16 protein-coding genes, 2 tRNA genes and 1 pseudogene are annotated in these 15169 nt (G+C 66.0%); 5 read left to right on the top strand and 14 right to left on the bottom strand.

What is annotated here, in order from left to right; all coding sequences use genetic code 11:
- Positions 1 to 14: 14 nt before the first annotated feature.
- On the top strand, positions 15 to 1520 hold the full coding sequence (locus C265_RS15310; protein ID WP_010809212.1) for a sensor domain-containing diguanylate cyclase: 1506 nt from the start codon (positions 15 to 17) through the stop codon (positions 1518 to 1520).
- Between the two features lie 11 nt (positions 1521 to 1531).
- Here the strand turns inward: C265_RS15310 and C265_RS15315 are convergent, their stop codons facing one another.
- The 5 genes from C265_RS15315 to C265_RS15335 all read right to left on the bottom strand — a co-directional run bounded on the left by C265_RS15315 (position 1532) and on the right by C265_RS15335 (position 5302).
- On the bottom strand, positions 1532 to 1786 hold the full coding sequence (locus C265_RS15315; RefSeq protein WP_010809213.1) for a DUF333 domain-containing protein: 255 nt from the start codon (positions 1784 to 1786) through the stop codon (positions 1532 to 1534).
- Positions 1787 to 1876: 90 nt separating this feature from the next.
- Positions 1877 to 2779 carry a lipid A hydroxylase LpxO gene (lpxO, locus tag C265_RS15320; protein ID WP_010809214.1) on the bottom strand — a complete coding sequence of 301 codons (903 nt, stop codon included), beginning with the start codon at positions 2777 to 2779 and terminating at the stop codon, positions 1877 to 1879.
- Between the two features lie 157 nt (positions 2780 to 2936).
- Entirely contained in the window at positions 2937 to 3248 is a 312-nt protein-coding gene (locus C265_RS15325) for a hypothetical protein (protein WP_010809215.1), read from the bottom strand.
- A 32-nt stretch (positions 3249 to 3280) separates the two neighbouring features.
- A complete protein-coding gene (locus tag C265_RS15330) occupies positions 3281 to 4723 on the bottom strand; it encodes a DUF2252 domain-containing protein (protein ID WP_052181627.1) in 1443 nt (480 codons plus the stop codon).
- Positions 4724 to 4858: 135 nt separating this feature from the next.
- Positions 4859 to 5302, bottom strand: a complete 444-nt coding sequence (locus tag C265_RS15335; RefSeq protein WP_010809217.1) for a carboxymuconolactone decarboxylase family protein — start codon at positions 5300 to 5302, stop codon at positions 4859 to 4861.
- Positions 5303 to 5444: 142 nt separating this feature from the next.
- Between C265_RS15335 and C265_RS15340 the strand changes: the two genes are divergently transcribed.
- Together C265_RS15340 and C265_RS15345 are read left to right on the top strand one after the other, a co-directional pair.
- The gene (locus C265_RS15340) at positions 5445 to 6893 is read left to right on the top strand and encodes a PLP-dependent aminotransferase family protein (RefSeq protein WP_010809218.1); all 1449 of its coding nucleotides are present in this window, start codon (positions 5445 to 5447) and stop codon (positions 6891 to 6893) included.
- A 158-nt stretch (positions 6894 to 7051) separates the two neighbouring features.
- On the top strand, positions 7052 to 7360 hold the full coding sequence (locus tag C265_RS15345) for a hypothetical protein (RefSeq protein ID WP_010809219.1): 309 nt from the start codon (positions 7052 to 7054) through the stop codon (positions 7358 to 7360).
- A 43-nt stretch (positions 7361 to 7403) separates the two neighbouring features.
- Here the strand turns inward: C265_RS15345 and C265_RS15350 are convergent.
- Positions 7404 to 8086, bottom strand: a pseudogene (locus C265_RS15350) (Fe2+-dependent dioxygenase).
- Positions 8087 to 8235: 149 nt separating this feature from the next.
- On the opposite strand from C265_RS15350, the gene C265_RS15355 reads away from it, so the two are divergent.
- Entirely contained in the window at positions 8236 to 8517 is a 282-nt protein-coding gene (locus C265_RS15355) for a hypothetical protein (RefSeq protein WP_010809220.1), read from the top strand.
- 144 nt (positions 8518 to 8661) lie between these two features.
- On the opposite strand, the gene C265_RS15360 is transcribed toward C265_RS15355, so the two are convergent.
- From C265_RS15360 to C265_RS15375, 4 genes are all read right to left on the bottom strand, one after another.
- Positions 8662 to 8737: transfer RNA gene (locus tag C265_RS15360), tRNA-Met, on the bottom strand.
- 91 nt (positions 8738 to 8828) lie between these two features.
- Entirely contained in the window at positions 8829 to 9068 is a 240-nt protein-coding gene (locus tag C265_RS15365) for a hypothetical protein (RefSeq protein WP_010809221.1), read from the bottom strand.
- Between the two features lie 157 nt (positions 9069 to 9225).
- Complete coding sequence (locus C265_RS15370; protein WP_010809222.1) at positions 9226 to 9486, bottom strand: hypothetical protein; 261 nt, start codon at positions 9484 to 9486, stop codon at positions 9226 to 9228.
- A gap of 213 nt (positions 9487 to 9699) precedes the next feature.
- A tRNA-Arg gene (locus tag C265_RS15375) sits at positions 9700 to 9776 on the bottom strand.
- 156 nt (positions 9777 to 9932) lie between these two features.
- Here C265_RS15375 and greB point away from each other — a divergent pair.
- Positions 9933 to 10496 carry a transcription elongation factor GreB gene (gene greB / locus C265_RS15380; RefSeq protein ID WP_010809223.1) on the top strand — a complete coding sequence of 188 codons (564 nt, stop codon included), beginning with the start codon at positions 9933 to 9935 and terminating at the stop codon, positions 10494 to 10496.
- A 111-nt stretch (positions 10497 to 10607) separates the two neighbouring features.
- Here the strand turns inward: greB and C265_RS15385 are convergent, their stop codons facing one another.
- The 4 genes from C265_RS15385 to C265_RS15400 all read right to left on the bottom strand — a co-directional run bounded on the left by C265_RS15385 (position 10608) and on the right by C265_RS15400 (position 15154).
- Complete coding sequence (locus tag C265_RS15385) at positions 10608 to 13019, bottom strand: bifunctional (p)ppGpp synthetase/guanosine-3',5'-bis(diphosphate) 3'-pyrophosphohydrolase (RefSeq protein ID WP_037024397.1); 2412 nt, start codon at positions 13017 to 13019, stop codon at positions 10608 to 10610.
- A gap of 196 nt (positions 13020 to 13215) precedes the next feature.
- Positions 13216 to 13419, bottom strand: coding sequence for a DNA-directed RNA polymerase subunit omega (gene rpoZ, locus C265_RS15390; protein WP_006578656.1), 204 nt, complete (start codon positions 13417 to 13419; stop codon positions 13216 to 13218).
- Positions 13420 to 13524: 105 nt separating this feature from the next.
- A complete protein-coding gene (gene gmk, locus C265_RS15395) occupies positions 13525 to 14187 on the bottom strand; it encodes a guanylate kinase (protein WP_010809225.1) in 663 nt (220 codons plus the stop codon).
- Positions 14188 to 14218: 31 nt separating this feature from the next.
- Positions 14219 to 15154 (bottom strand): YicC/YloC family endoribonuclease, encoded by a 936-nt coding sequence (locus tag C265_RS15400; protein WP_010809226.1) that lies wholly within the window; start codon positions 15152 to 15154, stop codon positions 14219 to 14221.
- Positions 15155 to 15169: the final 15 nt, after the last annotated feature.

Genomic DNA, 15169 nt, shown 5'->3' on the forward strand with positions numbered 1-15169 from the left:
AAAGGAGAAAAGCCTTGAGCAGTGCATCCGCGGCAACGTCCGTCGGCAAGGGTGCCGGCAACCCTGCCGGCAACAACCTGGACGACTATCAAACCCTGTTCCAACTGGCACCTGTCTCGCTGTGGCTGGAAGACTTCAGCGCCGTGCGCGAGTATTTTGCGCAACTGCGCAAGGAAGGTGTCACCGACCTGCGCGCCCACCTGCGCGCGGACCCGCGGCAAGCGGCGCAGTGCTCGGCGCTGATCCGCGTGATCGACGTGAACCGGCGCACGCTGGAGCTGTTCCGGGCAGCCGATCTCGACGACCTGGTGGCCAACCTCGACACAGTCTTCCGCGACGACATGCTCGACCAGCATGTCGAGGAGCTCGGCCAGTTGTGGGACGGCGGCAATCGCTTCGCCAGCCAGACCGTCAACTACGCGCTGGATGGCGAGCGGCTCGATATCCAGCTGGAGGCCACGGTGTTGCCGGGCCACGAAGATACCTGGGAGCGCGTGCTGTTGTCGATCAGGGACATCACCCCGCGCATGCGCACCGAGCGTGAACTGCGCCGCAGCGAGCAGTATGCGCTGGGACTGTTCGAGCATTCGCCGGTGTCGCTGTGGGTAGAGGACTTCAGCGCGGTCAAGGTGCTGCTCGATGAAGTGCGCGGCGCCGGCATCACCGACTTCCGCACCTTCCTCAACGTGCATCCGGACTTTGTCTCACGCTGCATGCAGGAGATCCGAGTGCTCGACGTCAACCAGCAGACGCTGCAGATGTTCGGCGCGGACAGCAAGCAGGCCCTGCTGTCGCGGCTGGGCGATGTGTTCCGCGACGACATGCGCATCCATTTTGCCGAGCAGCTGATCGACCTCTGGCACGAGAAGCTGTGGCAGCAGCGCGAAGTCATCAACTACGCGCTCGATGGCCGCGCCGTGGACGTCTTCATGCAGTGGTCGGTATTCCCCGGGCGGGAAGCGGACTGGGACCAGGTGCTGGTGTCGCTGACCGATATCACGGCGCGCAAGAAGGCAGAAGCCTATGTCGAGTTCCTGGGCAAGCACGACGTGCTGACCAAGCTCTACAACCGCGCCTACTATGAGGACGAGCTGGCGCGGCTGGGCCGCAAGGGCCCGTGGCCGGTCAGCGTGGTGGCGGTGGACCTGAACGGCCTCAAGGTGGTCAACGACCAGTTCGGCCATGCCGACGGTGACGGGCTGCTGCGCCGCACCGGCGAGGTGTTGAAGAAGGCGGTGGGCGAGCAGGCCTGCGTGGCGCGTATCGGCGGCGACGAGTTCATGATCCTGCTGCCCGGGCGCGACGAGCGCGGCGCCGCCACGGTGGTCGAGCAGATCGGCAAGGTGGTGGAGCTGAACAACCAGTTCTACCCGGGCACACGCCTGAGCCTTTCCATCGGCCACGCCACCTGTCTGCAGGGCGACCGGCTGAATGAGGTCGTCAAGCTGGCCGACAGCCGCATGTATCAAGCCAAGCGCGACTACTACACCACGCTGGCCAACGAACGCCGCCGCGATTGAAGCCTGGCGGCTCAGCCCGGCGTGCATTCGCCGCGCATCAGCGCCCACTCCTCGCATTGCTTGCCTGACGGGAAGATGCAGATGCCGGACTGGCCGGCCGGGGTCGACACGATCTGCAGCTTGCCGCCGCGCTGCGTGCAGTTGACGGAGGCGGGGTTGGACTTGCCGATTGTCTGGGCGCTCCCCGGGCGCTCTGCCGGGGTGTTGCTGCAAGCGGCCGCGCCAACGACAGCGAAGGCCAGCAACACTGCAATACGGGTGCGCATCGGGATCTCCGCGAGCAAAAGAAACGGGCCCATTGTTTGCTCCCCTCTCCCGCCTGCGGGAGAGGGGAGCAAACCGCCGGATTTTGCTTCTTACAGGAAGACGATCAGCCCCACGCCCAGCACGATCAGGCCGAACTTGGTGACGTAGTAAAGCTGGCGGTTCCAGGCCTTGAAGCGGCGGCGATACTGGCCGCCCAGCCAGACAAAGCGGAACAGCCGGTTGATCATGCCGGTCTGGTCGTGCTCGTCATTGGGCGAGCTGGCCGCGGTCATGACCTTGCGGCCCATCCAGTGGTTGAACTTCGCAGCCCACCCGTAGCGCATCGGGCGCTCGATATCGCAGAACAGGATCAGCCGGTTGGCATCGCTGCGGTTCTCGGCCCAGTGCAGGTAGGTTTCGTCGAAGACCACGCCCTCACCGTCGCGCCAGCTGTGGCGCTCGCCGTCGACCTCGATAAAGCAGCGGTCGTCGTTCGGCGTGGCCAGGCCCAGGTGGTAGCGCAGCGAGCCGGCGAACGGGTCGCGGTGCGGGTTGAGCTTGCCGCCCGGCGGCAGCTCGGCAAACATCGCCGCCTTCACCGTGGGCAGCTCGCGCAGCAGCGCCACGGTCTTGGGGCAGAGCTGCTCGGCCGACGGGTGCTGGGCCTCGTACCACTTCAGGTAGAAGCGCTTCCAGCCGTACTTGAAGAAGGAATTGAAGCCGGCGTCGTCGTTCTTGTCCGCTGCCTTGATCTTGCGCATCGCGGTCAGCGCCAGCCCTTCGTCGCGGATCTCGGGCCAGGCGGCGCGCAGCTTTTCCAGGTCGGGGAAATTGTCGACCGGGATGTACGGCGTGCGGGGCACGCCCGAGAACGCATACATGAAGCAGTTGATCGGGGCCACCAGGGCCGAATGGTCCAGCAGCTGGCGCCAGATGCGCAGGCGCACCTTGCCGCGGAAGTGCACATACAGCACGGCACCGAGGTAGCCCGCGACGATAATCCACTTGATCACCGAAATCCTCCTGGTCAGCCGCCTCCGCCGCGTGTCAGTCACAGCGCGGACCGGCTGGGTGAAAACGCGTATTTTAGCGAAACGGCAGAGCCGCCGCAGCTTGAGACGATTGCGGCACATGGCCCGCGGTGCGGGCCGGGAAGTCAGGCTGGCGCGTTCAGGCCCCGCCGCGCGACTGCCGCGCGATGCGCTCGATCAGCGCCTGGGCGTCGTCGGGCAGGCCCTGCAGCCTCAGCAAGCGCGCGTTCAGCACCAGGTTTTCCAGCACCAGCTTGGCTGTGGAGGCCCACATCGTGGCCAGCAGCGCTTCCACCGGCAGGCCGGACGCCTCCATCTCGCTGGAGCGCTCGGCGATCAGCCGGCACGCCAGCCGGCGCAGCGCGGCGTCGTCGAACGGCAGGTCGGCGTAGTCGATGGGGTCTTCCTTCTCGACTTCCGTCATCAGTTGCAGCAGGGTGTCTTCTGTCATGGGCAGACTCCTGGCCAGGCAAGGCGCGTGGGCTACACGCGGAAATCAGCAGCCATGTCGGCATCGGTGCGCGCCTCGAGGCGCCCCGAACGGCACGCGGCGACAAACTGATCGTAGTCGCGCTCGACCTGGTCAGCATAGCCATTGGCATAGCCTACCATCGCCTCGGCCATGCGGTCGCTGCGGCCCAGGTAGCCGCTGACCTCGGCGGCCAGTCCGCTGGCCTTGGCGTGCGCCCGCGCCAGCACCCAGCCACACAGCGAGGCATAGCGGCCGAGCAGCTCGCCGTCCATCAGCTCGATCTGTGCCGACAGCTTCATGTCGCGCAGCTGCCGCAGATAGAAGTGCCGCCCGAACGGCCCCTTGGTCCAGCCGAGGAACAGGTCGCTCGCGGCCTGCATCAGCCGCTGGCCCTCGACCACGCGGCGGCCCTCGTGCGCGGTCGGCGCGCTCTTGAAGTAACGCGCCACCACCGACCTGGTGGCCTCCTTGACCTGCAGGAACAGCGGCTTGTCATGCTGGTCCACCAGCAGCTGCACCAGGCAGCGCTTGCCCACGCTGCCCACCCCGACCACCTTGAAGGCCAGGTCATGGCGCGTGAAATGGCCGAGCAGCCGGCGCCGGTCGGCGGCCAGCGTGGACAGGTAGTCCTGGTAGGCCTGGTCCAGCGCCAGGTCCGCGTCGCTGGCGGCCAGCCAGTCGTCGCCCGGCCCGAACAGCGTCTGCTCGCCGCGCACGTGGAAGATCGCCGGCGGCGCATCGAGTATCGACCAGCGGTCGCCGATGCGCTCGGCCAGCTTGGGCAGCAGCGACTCGTGGGTGCGGTCGGCGGCGCGCTCCATGCCGCGCCGGATGCGCTTCTGGACTTCGGGCAAGGTGTCTTCTTCAAGCAGCCGCTCGAAGGTAATGCGGTCGTACCAGGTGTCGAGCATGCCCATTTCGCCATAGGCGAGCATGCGGCGCTGGTAGCTGCCCACCGCCTCGCGCACCATGTCTTCGGCCACAGCGGACTTGTGCCGCAGGTGGCGTGCCGCCACCACGAAGCTTGCGCACAGGCGCTTGAGGTCCCATTCCCACGGACCGGGACTGGTTTCGTCGAAATCGTTGAGGTCGAACAGCAGCGCGCGCTCGGGCGTGGCAAAGCCGCCGAAGTTGGCCAGGTGGCAGTCGCCGCAGATCTGCATATGCAGGCCGGAATCCGCGGTGCCGGCCAGGTCGTGGGCCTGGAGGATGGCGCTGCCGCGGTAGAACGCGAACGGCGACTGGATCATGCGGCCGTAGCGCAGCGGCACCAGCCGCTCAACCCGGCCCTGGCTGCTGATTTCCAGCAGTTCGACGGGGTCGCGGTCGACGTTGCCGATGGCCTCGTGCGCACCGCGCGGCACCTGCTGGCGGGCGGCCCTGCCGCGCTCGCGCCGGGCCTCGACAGTACCCTTGGCCACGGCTTGCCCGCCCTCCTGACGTGTCGCCACCATGCCCCCAATGCCGGCGCCGCCGGCGGTTGCCATTTGTGCAGCATCTGCAACAGAAGCTAATGCACTGCGCCGCGGCTTGTCAATCGGCAGGTCACGGCGCGGGTCGGCTGGGGTCGGGCGGATGTGCGCCGTGGCTCAGAGCGCAGGCGGCTGGCGACGGAAACCGACGCCGAAGCGGTTCCATGCATTGATGGCCGAGATCAGCAGCGTCAGGTCGGCCATTTCCTTTTCCGAGAATTGCTCTCGCAAGTCCTGGTAGTCCGCATCCGGCGCCTGGCTTTGCGGCAGCAGCGTCAGCGCCTCGGTCCACGCCAGCGCGGCGCGCTCGCGCGGGGTGAACCAGCTCACTTCACGCCAGGCCGGCAGCAGGTTCAGGCGGCGCTCGCTTTCGCCATGCTTGCGCGCATCGGTGATGTGCATGTCCAGGCAGAACGCGCAACCGTTGATCTGCGAGGCGCGGATCTTCACCAGTTCCTTGAGCGTGGTCTCCAGCGAGCAGCGTGCCAGATAGACCTCCAGGCCAATCATTGCCTTGTAGGCGTCAGGGGCCACGTCTTGCCAGTTCATCCGTTCTTCCATGATCGATCTCCGCTTTGACAGGTTGGATTCGGCGGGCACTGGTGTCGCGCCCGTTGGGATGAAAGATAGACCCATCGATTGGCCCCGCACACTGCCAATTTCCGGCAGAATCAGTAGACCAATCCTGACCGACGCGTACCTTATGGAACTGCATCTCGCCCTGGACCAAGCCAGCGACCTGACCGCGCAGATCGTCCACCAGATCCGCGACGCGATCCAGGGCGGCCGGCTCGAGGCCGGCGCACGCATGCCGCCTACGCGCCTGCTTGGCACCCAGCTGGGCGTGGCGCGCAAGACGGTGACCACGGCGTATGAACGGCTGGTGGCCGAAGGCTGGCTGCACGCGCGCGTCGGCGACGGCACCTATGTGGCCGAGGGGCTGGCCCGCCCGGCCATGCGCATGGCGGCGGCGCCGGTGCTGCCGCCTGCCGTGCAGCGCTGGATGGCGGTGCCGACGCCGTTCCTGGACTCCGGCGGCGGCGCGCGCTATGGGTTCCAGCCGGGGCAGGCCGATACCACGCGCTTTCCGCATGAAGCCTGGTCGCGCTGCGTGCGCGCGGCGCTGGCCGCCGAGCGCCAGCGCCCGCCCGGCGTCGCCGATCCGGCCGGTGAGATGGTGCTGCGCCAGGCCATTGCCCGCCATATCGCCTTCACGCGTGGCGTGCAGAGCATGCCGACCGACATCCTGGTCACGGGCGGCGCGCAACAGGGCATCGACCTGCTGGCCCGGCTGCTGCTCGGGCCCGGCGCCGTGGTGGCGATGGAGGATCCCGGCTATCCGATGGCGCGTTCGTTGTTCCAGGGGCTGGGCGCACGGGCGGTGCCAGTGCCGGTCGATGGTGAAGGGCTGGTGGTGGAGGCGCTGCCGAACGATGCCACGCTGGTCTATGTCACGCCATCGCACCAGTCGCCGCTGGGCGTGCCGATGAGCCTGGCGCGGCGCCAGGCGCTGCTGGACTGGGCGGCACGCCGCCACGCGGTGATCCTGGAAGACGACTACGACAGCGAATTCCGCTACGGCGGCCAGGCGCTGGACGCACTGCAGACGCTGGACCGGCATGGCCGCGTGGTCTACCTCGGCACGTTCTCGAAGACGCTGGTGGCCAACCTGCGCTGCGGCTACCTGGTGGTGCCGCCCTGGCTGATGCCGGCCGCGCGCAAGGTCAAGCACCTGATGGACTGGTACACGCCGACGCTGATCCAGCAGGCGCTGGCGCGCTTCCTGTCCGAGGGTCACCTGCTGCGCCATATCCGGCGTTCGCACGCGCGCCACGCCCAGCGCCGCGCCCGCCTGCTGGCGCGGCTGCACGGCGACCTGTCGCCGTGGCTGGAGCCGCTGCCGGCAATGGCGGGCTTCCACCTGGCGGCGCGGCTGCGCGTGCCGGTGGCGTCCGAGGCACTGGTCTCGACTGCGCGCCTGGCCGGCCTGGCACTTGCCACGCTCGATCCCTGCTATGCCACGCCCCCTGCTACCTGCGCGGGGCTGCTGCTGGGCTTCGGCGCCATCGACCTGCTGGATATCGATCCTGCCCTGGACCGGCTGGCAATGGTACTCTCTGCACTGGTACCTGAGCCGGCGCACGCCACGTGATGCGGGCCGCACAGGAGCGATACCAGGTGACGCATGCCACGCGCATGCCATCACAGCGACATGGCGCCGCTGTCATGCTGGTATTTCGCAAACCGACGTGAACAAACCGGGAGCGTGCGGGTCTCATTCGCACTTTCCACACAACCAGAGTCGCGTTCATGACCAAGCGTTTGTTGTCCGCCATGCGTCAGTACGCATGGTTTGCCGGGGTGAAGCACCATGTCGTGCAGGGCGTCGAAGCCCTGGCGGAACTGCTCAAGTCCCCTTCCGCCGCGGCGCGCGCCGTCGCGGCCATCGTTGCCGAAACCGAGCACGGCGTACAGGTCTGGGTCTCGTACTTCGGCAAGCCGCTGGATCCGCACACCAACTACGTGCTGTGGCCCAACCGCGCGCTGCGCCCGGCGCGGCGGCGCATCCAGCCCTCTCCGATCGAACTGTTGCAGATGCAGCGACGGCGCGACGGATAGCCGCGCCTGCTTGCTGGCTGACGGGATGCAGCGCCGCCGGAGTTCAGGAGTCCGCCCAGCGGCGCAGCAGGTTGTGATAAACCCCGGTCAGGCCGATCACCGATTCATGCGCCTGGCCGAGTTCCTGCGCCACCTGGCGGATACGCGCGTCCAGCTCGAACAGCAGCGCGCGCTGGCCATCGTCGCGCACCATGCTCTGGATCCAGAAGAACGATGACACCCGCGCCCCGCGCGTGACCGGCGTCACGTGGTGGATGCTGGTGGCCGGGTACAGCACCATATGCCCGGCCGGCAGCTTCACGCGCTGCTGGCCGTAGGTGTCCTCGATCACCAGTTCGCCGCCGTCGTATTCGTCTGGCTCGGTCAGGAACAGCGTCGCCGACAGGTCGCAGCGGATACGGAAGCTGGTGCCGCGCAGGTAGCGGATCGCGTTGTCGACATGGTTGGCAAAGGTATGCCCGCCTTCATAGCGGTTGAACAGCGGCGGATAGACCTTCAGCGGCAGCGCCGCCGAGAAGAACAGCGCGTTGTTGCCGAGCGCGTCCTGGATCAGGTCGCCCACCTGGCGCGCCGCGGCGAGCCCTCCGGCAACTGCAGGTTGCGCTTGGTCAGCGCCGACTGGTAGCCCGAGGTCTCATTGCCGTCGGCCCACGCCGCCGCGTCGATGACCTGCCGGACTTGCGCCACCTGGGCCTTGGACAGTACGTCGGGAATCTGCAGCATCATGATGGCAAATGTCGGAATGAATCGGGCAGGTGCACTTTGTATGGGAAGCGCGGCAGGGACCCGAACAAGAATCATTACCGTTTGATCCTGTGCAGGCGGCGGCTTCACTACAATGGGTTCTGTATCCCCGTCACCGACAAGGAGCCGACATGTCCGAACCGCTACACGATGAAGCGCTGGTCAATCTCTACCTGGAACGCATCTCGGCTCTCTCGGTGAGCGCCTTCGATGGTGCCGATGTCAGCGGCGAGCTCGATGCGGTGATGCGCGAAGCGGTAACCAAGTGCCAGGCCGCGGGCGGGCCGCAGGCGCACGGAACACTGACGGTGCTGGCCACGCGGCTGCGTGAGCATGCCGACGCCGCGGAGCGTGAAGACCAGCCGCTGGTGCGCGATACCTTCAGGCGTGCGGCGGAACTGGTGCGCACCTAGTGGTGCCAGCGCACGAACGCTGCAAGGCATGCCTTTGGGTTGCGCGGAATGACATCGGAGCAGTGAGTGAGTCAGGCCGGACGGCCTTGAGAACAACGCCTTGAAGGACTGCGGCGAATGCCGCTGGATACTGATATAAGGCGTTGGTTGCGGGGGCAGGACTTGAACCTGCGACCTTCGGGTTATGAGCCCGACGAGCTGCCAACTGCTCCACCCCGCGTCTGAAGGAGACGGATTATGGGCGATTCATCCGCGCATGGCAAGCGCTATTTTGCCGTGCGCATGAAATCGTTCGCTCGTGCCTCGCGCCATCATGCAATGCGCCTGACTTTGCCGTCCGGTTCGTGCGTTGCAAGCACGGCTTCGACATAGCGATTGACGTGTTCGAGCGCCTCGAGCTTGGTGTCGAACGGCTGGTTGGGAAACGGGTTGTGCCGCCCCGCGAGAATCTGGCCGTCGGTGCGGCGCATGATCTCGATCAGGATGGCCCACTTGGACCTGGGCAGCGCAATCACTTCATAGACGATCTTGTAGCCTGCATATTCCGGCATGGCGGGGGCACTCCTTTCTGCTGCAATGGCGAGCGAGACTTCGCTCGCTTCATTTCCAGCGTAGGAGTGCCGCGCAGGATCAAGAATGATCCGCGTCAATAGCAATAGATCACGGCATGATATAAGCCGTTGCGCCAACCACAATGACGCGCAACCCTTATTCGGCGGGCCCGAGCAGTCGGTCCACCAGGGCATAGCCCGCGCCGAAGGCAGCCACCTCCGCCGCATGGCGCGTGGCGAACTGCTGCGGGCCGCTGGCAAGCAACTCGGTATCGCCCGCGTCGGCCGGGTCGGCGCCTTCCTGCGACACGCGGACTTCATAGCCCCAACGGCCGATGCTGTCCTGCCCGTGCGGCGATACCAGGACATAGACATCCATGCCGCGGTACTCTTCAACGCGCCACTCTGCGTTTTCCATGCGCTCAGCTCCAAGGGTCGAGGTTGTGCCTGATTCGAGCCTAGGAGGCCGCACGCGCGACCGCAAGGCGTGACGCAGCAATCGCAGGTTTGCGTGGGCGCAGACGGAAAGCGGGAACGGTAGCCGCGGCGCGCAAGTCGAACGGCACGACGGCGAAAGGACGGAAACGAAAAAGGGCTTCCGTTTCCGGAAGCCCTTTTCTTTCTGCATAGGTGGCGCGGCTGGCAGGATTCGAACCCACGACCCCTTGGTTCGTAGCCAAGTACTCTATCCAACTGAGCTACAGCCGCACGCGAGAAAAAGATTATAACCCAGTTTTTATTTTTGGGAAGCCCCTTCGCAACCTTTTTGTGATCTTTCTTTGGAAGGGGTGCAGCAGATGCCCGCCGGCGAGGTTCGCCTGTGGCGTTTTCCTATAATGACAGACCCAAGAAGTGATCCGGAACATGAACAAGGCATTTGTCAAAGAGTCGTCCGGCGACGAGGACGACGACCTCCCCGAAGGCGCAACGCCGCTGCCTCCCGGCACCAAGAACTACATCACCGCCGAAGGCTACAACCGCCTGCGCAATGAGCTGATGCAGCTGATCGACGTCGACCGGCCCGATGTAGTGCAGATCGTGTCGTGGGCGGCCTCCAATGGCGACCGCTCGGAGAATGGCGACTATCTCTACGGCAAGAAGCGCCTGCGCGAGATCGACCGCCGCATCCGCTTCCTGACGCGCCGCCTCGACAAGGCGGAAGTGGTCGACCCGTCGCTGCAGGGCGACAACGACCAGATCTTCTTCGGCGCCACCGTCACCTACGCCAATCGTGCCGGCGAAGAAACCACCATCACCATCGTCGGCATGGATGAAGTCGACCTGGACAGCAACCACGTGAGCTGGATCTCGCCGATCGCCAAGGCGCTGATCAAGGCGCGCGAGGGCGACACCGTGGCGCTGCGCACGCCGGCCGGGGTCGAGCAGATCGATATCCTGGAAGTCCGCTACCCGTCGCGGAAACAATAGCCTGGAGTGGAGGCCGTTTTAGGGCGGCCCTGGCTAGGCGTGCGGCCGCAGCCAGTACAAGTAGCACGGCAAGGGCGCACAACGACGCCAGGGCCGTCCTAGAACGGCCTCCTAGCCGTCGTTGCGGTCGCGGAATATCCGGATGACGTCCGGGTTGCGGCGCAGCCCGCGCATCACGTTGGCCAGGTGCAGGCGGTTCTGCACCTGGATGATGAACTGCATATAGGTGGCTTCCTGGTGGCCGGCGTCCTGCTGCTCCATGGCCACGTGCGCGACGTTGGCGTCGGCGGCGGTCAGGTCGGCAGCCACGCGCGCAACGATGCCCTTGACGTTGCGCACCATCACCTTGATCGACACGTCGAAGGCGCGCGTGGTCTTCTTGGCCCACATCACGTCGATCCAGTGCTCCGGATCCTTGCTGTGCAGGCGCTTGGCGATCTTGCAGTCCTGCACGTGGATCTGCAGCCCTTCGCCCTTGCCCAGGTAGCCAACGATGGAGTCGCCCGGGATCGGGCGGCAGCACGCCGAGAAGATCATCGACATGCCTTCGTCGCCGGTGATCGGCACCGCGGGCGCTTCTTCGCCGGCAAAGGTCTGCACCGCCGCCAGCAGCGCGCTGTCGACATCGCCGGACAGCTCCTGGAGCAGGATCTCCATGCGCTTGGCCACCACCGCCGGCACGCGCCGGCCCAGTGCCAGGTCGGCAAAGATGTCTTCGCGCTGCTTGTTGCCGGTCCACTGCACCATGCGGTCCCACACCGACTGCGGCACCGCCTTGAGCTCGAAGCCGAGCTGGCGCGCCGACTGTTCCAGCAGGCGCTCGCCGAGCTGGATGGCTTCGTCGAGCTTGGTGGTCTTCAGGTAGTGGCGGATCGCCGCGCGCGCCTTGCCGGTGCGCACGAACGACAGCCACGCCGGATTGGGCTTGGAGTACGGCGCCGTCACCACCTCGACGATATCGCCGCTCTTGAGCTCGGTGCGCAGCGGCAACATCTCGTTGTTGATCTTGACCGCGACGCACTGGTTGCCCAGGTCGCTGTGCACCGCGTAGGCAAAGTCCAGCGCGGTGGCGCCGCGCGGCAGCGCGCGGATATGGCCCTTGGGCGTGAACACGTAGACCGCATCCGGGAACAGGTCGATCTTGACGTGCTCGAGGAATTCCTGCGAATCGCCGGTCTGGCTCTGGATATCGAGCAGCGACTGCAGCCACTGGTGCGCCTGCTGCTGGATATCGTTGGCGTGATCGGCCTGATGCTTGTACATCCAGTGCGCGGCCACGCCGGCCTCGGCGATCTGGTGCATGTCGCGCGTGCGGATCTGGAACTCCACCGGCGTGCCGAACGGACCCACCAGCGTGGTGTGCAGCGACTGGTAGCCGTTGATCTTGGGGATGGCGATGTAGTCCTTGAACTTGCCGGGCATGGGCTTGTACAGCCCATGCAGCGCGCCCATCGCCATGTAGCAGTGCATCTGCGTTTCCACCACCACGCGGAAACCATATACGTCCAGCACCTGCGAGAACGACAGCTGCTTGTCGTGCATTTTGCGGTAGATGCTGTAGAGCGTTTTCTCGCGCCCGGACAGTTCGGCCACGATGCCGGCGTCGGCCAGCCCCTTCTGCGCGGCTTCCAGGATACGCTTGACCACCTCGCGGCGGTTGCCGCGCGCGGCCTTGACGGCTTTTTCCAGCGTGGCGTAGCGGAACGGCGAGCCGACCTTGAAGGACAGCTCCTGCAGCTCGCGGTAGATCGTGTTGAGACCGAGACGGTGCGCGATCGGCGCATAGATCTCCATGGTCTCCAGCGCGATGCGGCGGCGCTTCTCCGGCGGGACGAAGTCGAGCGTGCGCATGTTGTGCGTACGGTCGGCCAGCTTCACCAGGATCACGCGCACGTCGCGCGCCATCGCCAGCAGCATCTTGCGGAAGCTCTCCGCCTGCGCCTGCTCGCGGCTCTGGAATTCGAGCTTGTCCAATTTGGTCAGGCCATCGACCAGTTCGGCGACCTTGGGGCCGAATTTCTCGACCAGCTCGCTCTTGGTGATGCCCTGGTCTTCCATCACGTCGTGCAGCAGCGCCGCCATGATGGACTGCACATCCAGCTTCCAGTCCGCGCACAGCTCGGCCACCGCCACCGGATGGGTGATGTAGGGCTCACCGCTCTGGCGGTACTGGCCCAGGTGGGCTTCGTCGGAAAACTGGAAGGCCTCGCGCACGCGCGCCAGGTCGGGCGCCTTCAGGTACGCGAGTTTCTCCATCAGCCGGGTGATGGAGATGACCTGCTGGCGCGGCGGCACCGCCGGCTGCGAGGTCGGGCCGAAGAAGTGCCGGTATGACTGCGCCAGCACTGCGTCGATAAACAGGCTGTCAGCCGCCGGCGCCACATCCTGCATCGCGGCCAGCTCGTCCTGCAGCGCCGCGCCCCTGGACTTGCCCGGCGCCAGCGCGGGCGCGACGGCACGCTCGCCGACGACATCGTCGCCGAGCGGATCGGGAAGATTGGGAGCGCCGGTGCGCGCGTTCACGGAGGGCTGGCCCGGAATGGTGCGCTTAGGCGCCGTAGGCGGGGCCGCATCGCCAAGCGCCGGCGCCACGGCAGTCGGCGACGGCTGGGAGGGAGGCTTGGAGGGCGAATGCGGCGAAGGCATGGCGGCGGCCCCTGGAATCCGGCTGGATACGTGCTGGCACGATGCGAGGATAAGCCATGGGCCGCCTGACCAATCAGGTCGGGACCTTCTTCAGCATCTCGATGCCGACCTGGCCCGACGCGATCTCGCGCAGTGCCACCACGGTCGGCTTGTCCTTTGCTTCGACTTTGGGCGTGTGGCCCTGCACCAGCTGACGGGCACGATACGTGGCCGCCAGCGCGAGCTCGAAGCGATTCGGAATGTGTTTCAGACAATCTTCGACGGTAATACGCGCCATATCAAATCCACCTTGGGACAAAACCTTACGTTGGGTTGCTATTTTACAGCACGCGGCGGAAAACGCCGGCGGCGCCCCGCGCGGCTGTCATCGGCAGGCATCGGCTCAGTGGATGCCCAGCTCGATAAACAGCTCCGTATGCCGTGCTTTCTGCGAGGAAAACCGCAGCCGCGTGGCGCTGATCACGTTGCGCAACTGCTCCAGAGCATCGTCGAAGACCTCATTGATGATGACGTAGTCCGACTCCGAGGCGTGGGCCATTTCACTGCCCGCCGCCAGCAGCCGGCGCACGATCACATTGGGCTCGTCCTGGCCGCGTTTTTTCAGGCGCTCTTCCAGAGCCGTCAGCGACGGCGGCAGGATGAAGATCTCGACCGCGTTGGAAAAGCGCTGGTGCACCTGCTGCGCGCCCTGCCAGTCGATTTCCAGCAGCACGTCGTTGCCCTGCGCCATCTGCTGCTCGATCCACACGCGCGAGGTCGCGTAGTAGTTGCCGTGGACCTCGGCCCATTCCAGGAAGTCGCCGCGGTCGCGCGCGGCGCGGAACGCGTCGACCGTGACGAAGTGGTACTCGCGCCCGTCCTGCTCGCCCGGGCGCGGGGCGCGTGTGGTGTGCGAGATCGACAGGCGGATGGCCGGGTCCTGCGACAGCAACTTGTTGACCAGCGTCGACTTGCCGGCTCCTGACGGCGCCACCACCATGAAGAGGTTGCCGGGGTAGACGGTATCGATGGCAGTGTGTGGCGCGGATTGAGGCGTTGGGCTCATGATGATTCTTTGGTGATTCCTGGGGCTGTCTTTATTCGAGATTCTGGACCTGTTCGCGCATCTGCTCGATCAGCAGCTTGAGCTCCATCGAGGCATCGGCCAGTTCCTTGGCGGCGGCCTTGGAGCCAAGCGTGTTGGCCTCGCGGTTGAGCTCCTGCATCATGAAGTCCAGGCGCTTGCCGGCCTGGCCGCCCTTCTTCAGGATATGCCGGGTCTCGTTCAGGTGCGCCTGCAGCCGCGACAGCTCTTCGGCGATGTCGATGCGGATGCCGTAGACGGTGGCTTCCTGGCGGATGCGCTCGGCGATCTCGTCGCGGCTCATCGACGGCATGCCGGTGGGCGCGGCCAGGTTGAAGGCTTCCTGCAGGCGCTCGGTCAGCTTTTCCTGGTGGTGCGCGATCAACTGCGGGATGGTCGGCGTCAGGCGCTCGACGATCGCCAGCATGGCGTCGATGCGCTCCATCAGCGTCGCCTTGAGCGCGTCGCCTTCGCGGCGGCGGGCTTCCAGCAGCTGGTCCAGCGCCTCGCGCGCGGCGCCCAGCACCGCCTCGCGCAGTGCCTCCTGCGACAGTTCCGGCTCGACCAGCACGCCCGGCCAGCGCAGGATCTCGCCCATGCGCAGGGTGCCGGCGCTGGCGAAGGTGGCGGCGACGGTGGTTTCCAGCGCGCGGATCTGCGCCAGCAGCCCCTCATTGAGGGCCAGGGTGGCGCCGCCGGTGTCGGTGCGCTGCAGGTTGATGCGGCACTCCAGCTTGCCGCGCGACAGCTCTGCCATCAGCATCTCACGCAGGGCCGGCTCGAACGCGCGGCACTCTTCCGGGGCCCGGAACAACAGGTCGAGGAAACGCGAATTGACAGTGCGGAATTCCACCGAAACGGACGCGGAGCGCCCGCTGGGCTCGCCTTGCGCGTTGGTCAATGGCGCCTGGCGCGTCGCCAGGCCATAGCCTGTCATGCTGTGGATCATTGGATGTTCTCGTGA

The organism is Cupriavidus sp. GA3-3 (assembly GCF_000389805.1).
Classification (GTDB): domain Bacteria; phylum Pseudomonadota; class Gammaproteobacteria; order Burkholderiales; family Burkholderiaceae; genus Cupriavidus; species Cupriavidus necator_D.

Coding starts and splice junctions, on each gene's coding strand:
- C265_RS15315 (WP_010809213.1), bottom strand. CDS start 1,786: ATGCGCACCCGTATTGCAGTGTTGCTGGCCTTCGCTGTCGTTGGCGCG.
- C265_RS15325 (WP_010809215.1), bottom strand. CDS start 3,248: ATGACAGAAGACACCCTGCTGCAACTGATGACGGAAGTCGAGAAGGAA.
- C265_RS15330 (WP_052181627.1), bottom strand. CDS start 4,723: ATGGTGGCGACACGTCAGGAGGGCGGGCAAGCCGTGGCCAAGGGTACT.
- C265_RS15335 (WP_010809217.1), bottom strand. CDS start 5,302: ATGGAAGAACGGATGAACTGGCAAGACGTGGCCCCTGACGCCTACAAG.
- C265_RS15340 (WP_010809218.1), top strand. CDS start 5,445: ATGGAACTGCATCTCGCCCTGGACCAAGCCAGCGACCTGACCGCGCAG.
- C265_RS15345 (WP_010809219.1), top strand. CDS start 7,052: ATGACCAAGCGTTTGTTGTCCGCCATGCGTCAGTACGCATGGTTTGCC.
- C265_RS15355 (WP_010809220.1), top strand. CDS start 8,236: ATGTCCGAACCGCTACACGATGAAGCGCTGGTCAATCTCTACCTGGAA.
- C265_RS15365 (WP_010809221.1), bottom strand. CDS start 9,068: ATGCCGGAATATGCAGGCTACAAGATCGTCTATGAAGTGATTGCGCTG.
- C265_RS15370 (WP_010809222.1), bottom strand. CDS start 9,486: ATGGAAAACGCAGAGTGGCGCGTTGAAGAGTACCGCGGCATGGATGTC.
- greB (WP_010809223.1), top strand. CDS start 9,933: ATGAACAAGGCATTTGTCAAAGAGTCGTCCGGCGACGAGGACGACGAC.
- rpoZ (WP_006578656.1), bottom strand. CDS start 13,419: ATGGCGCGTATTACCGTCGAAGATTGTCTGAAACACATTCCGAATCGC.
- gmk (WP_010809225.1), bottom strand. CDS start 14,187: ATGAGCCCAACGCCTCAATCCGCGCCACACACTGCCATCGATACCGTC.
- C265_RS15400 (WP_010809226.1), bottom strand. CDS start 15,154: ATGATCCACAGCATGACAGGCTATGGCCTGGCGACGCGCCAGGCGCCA.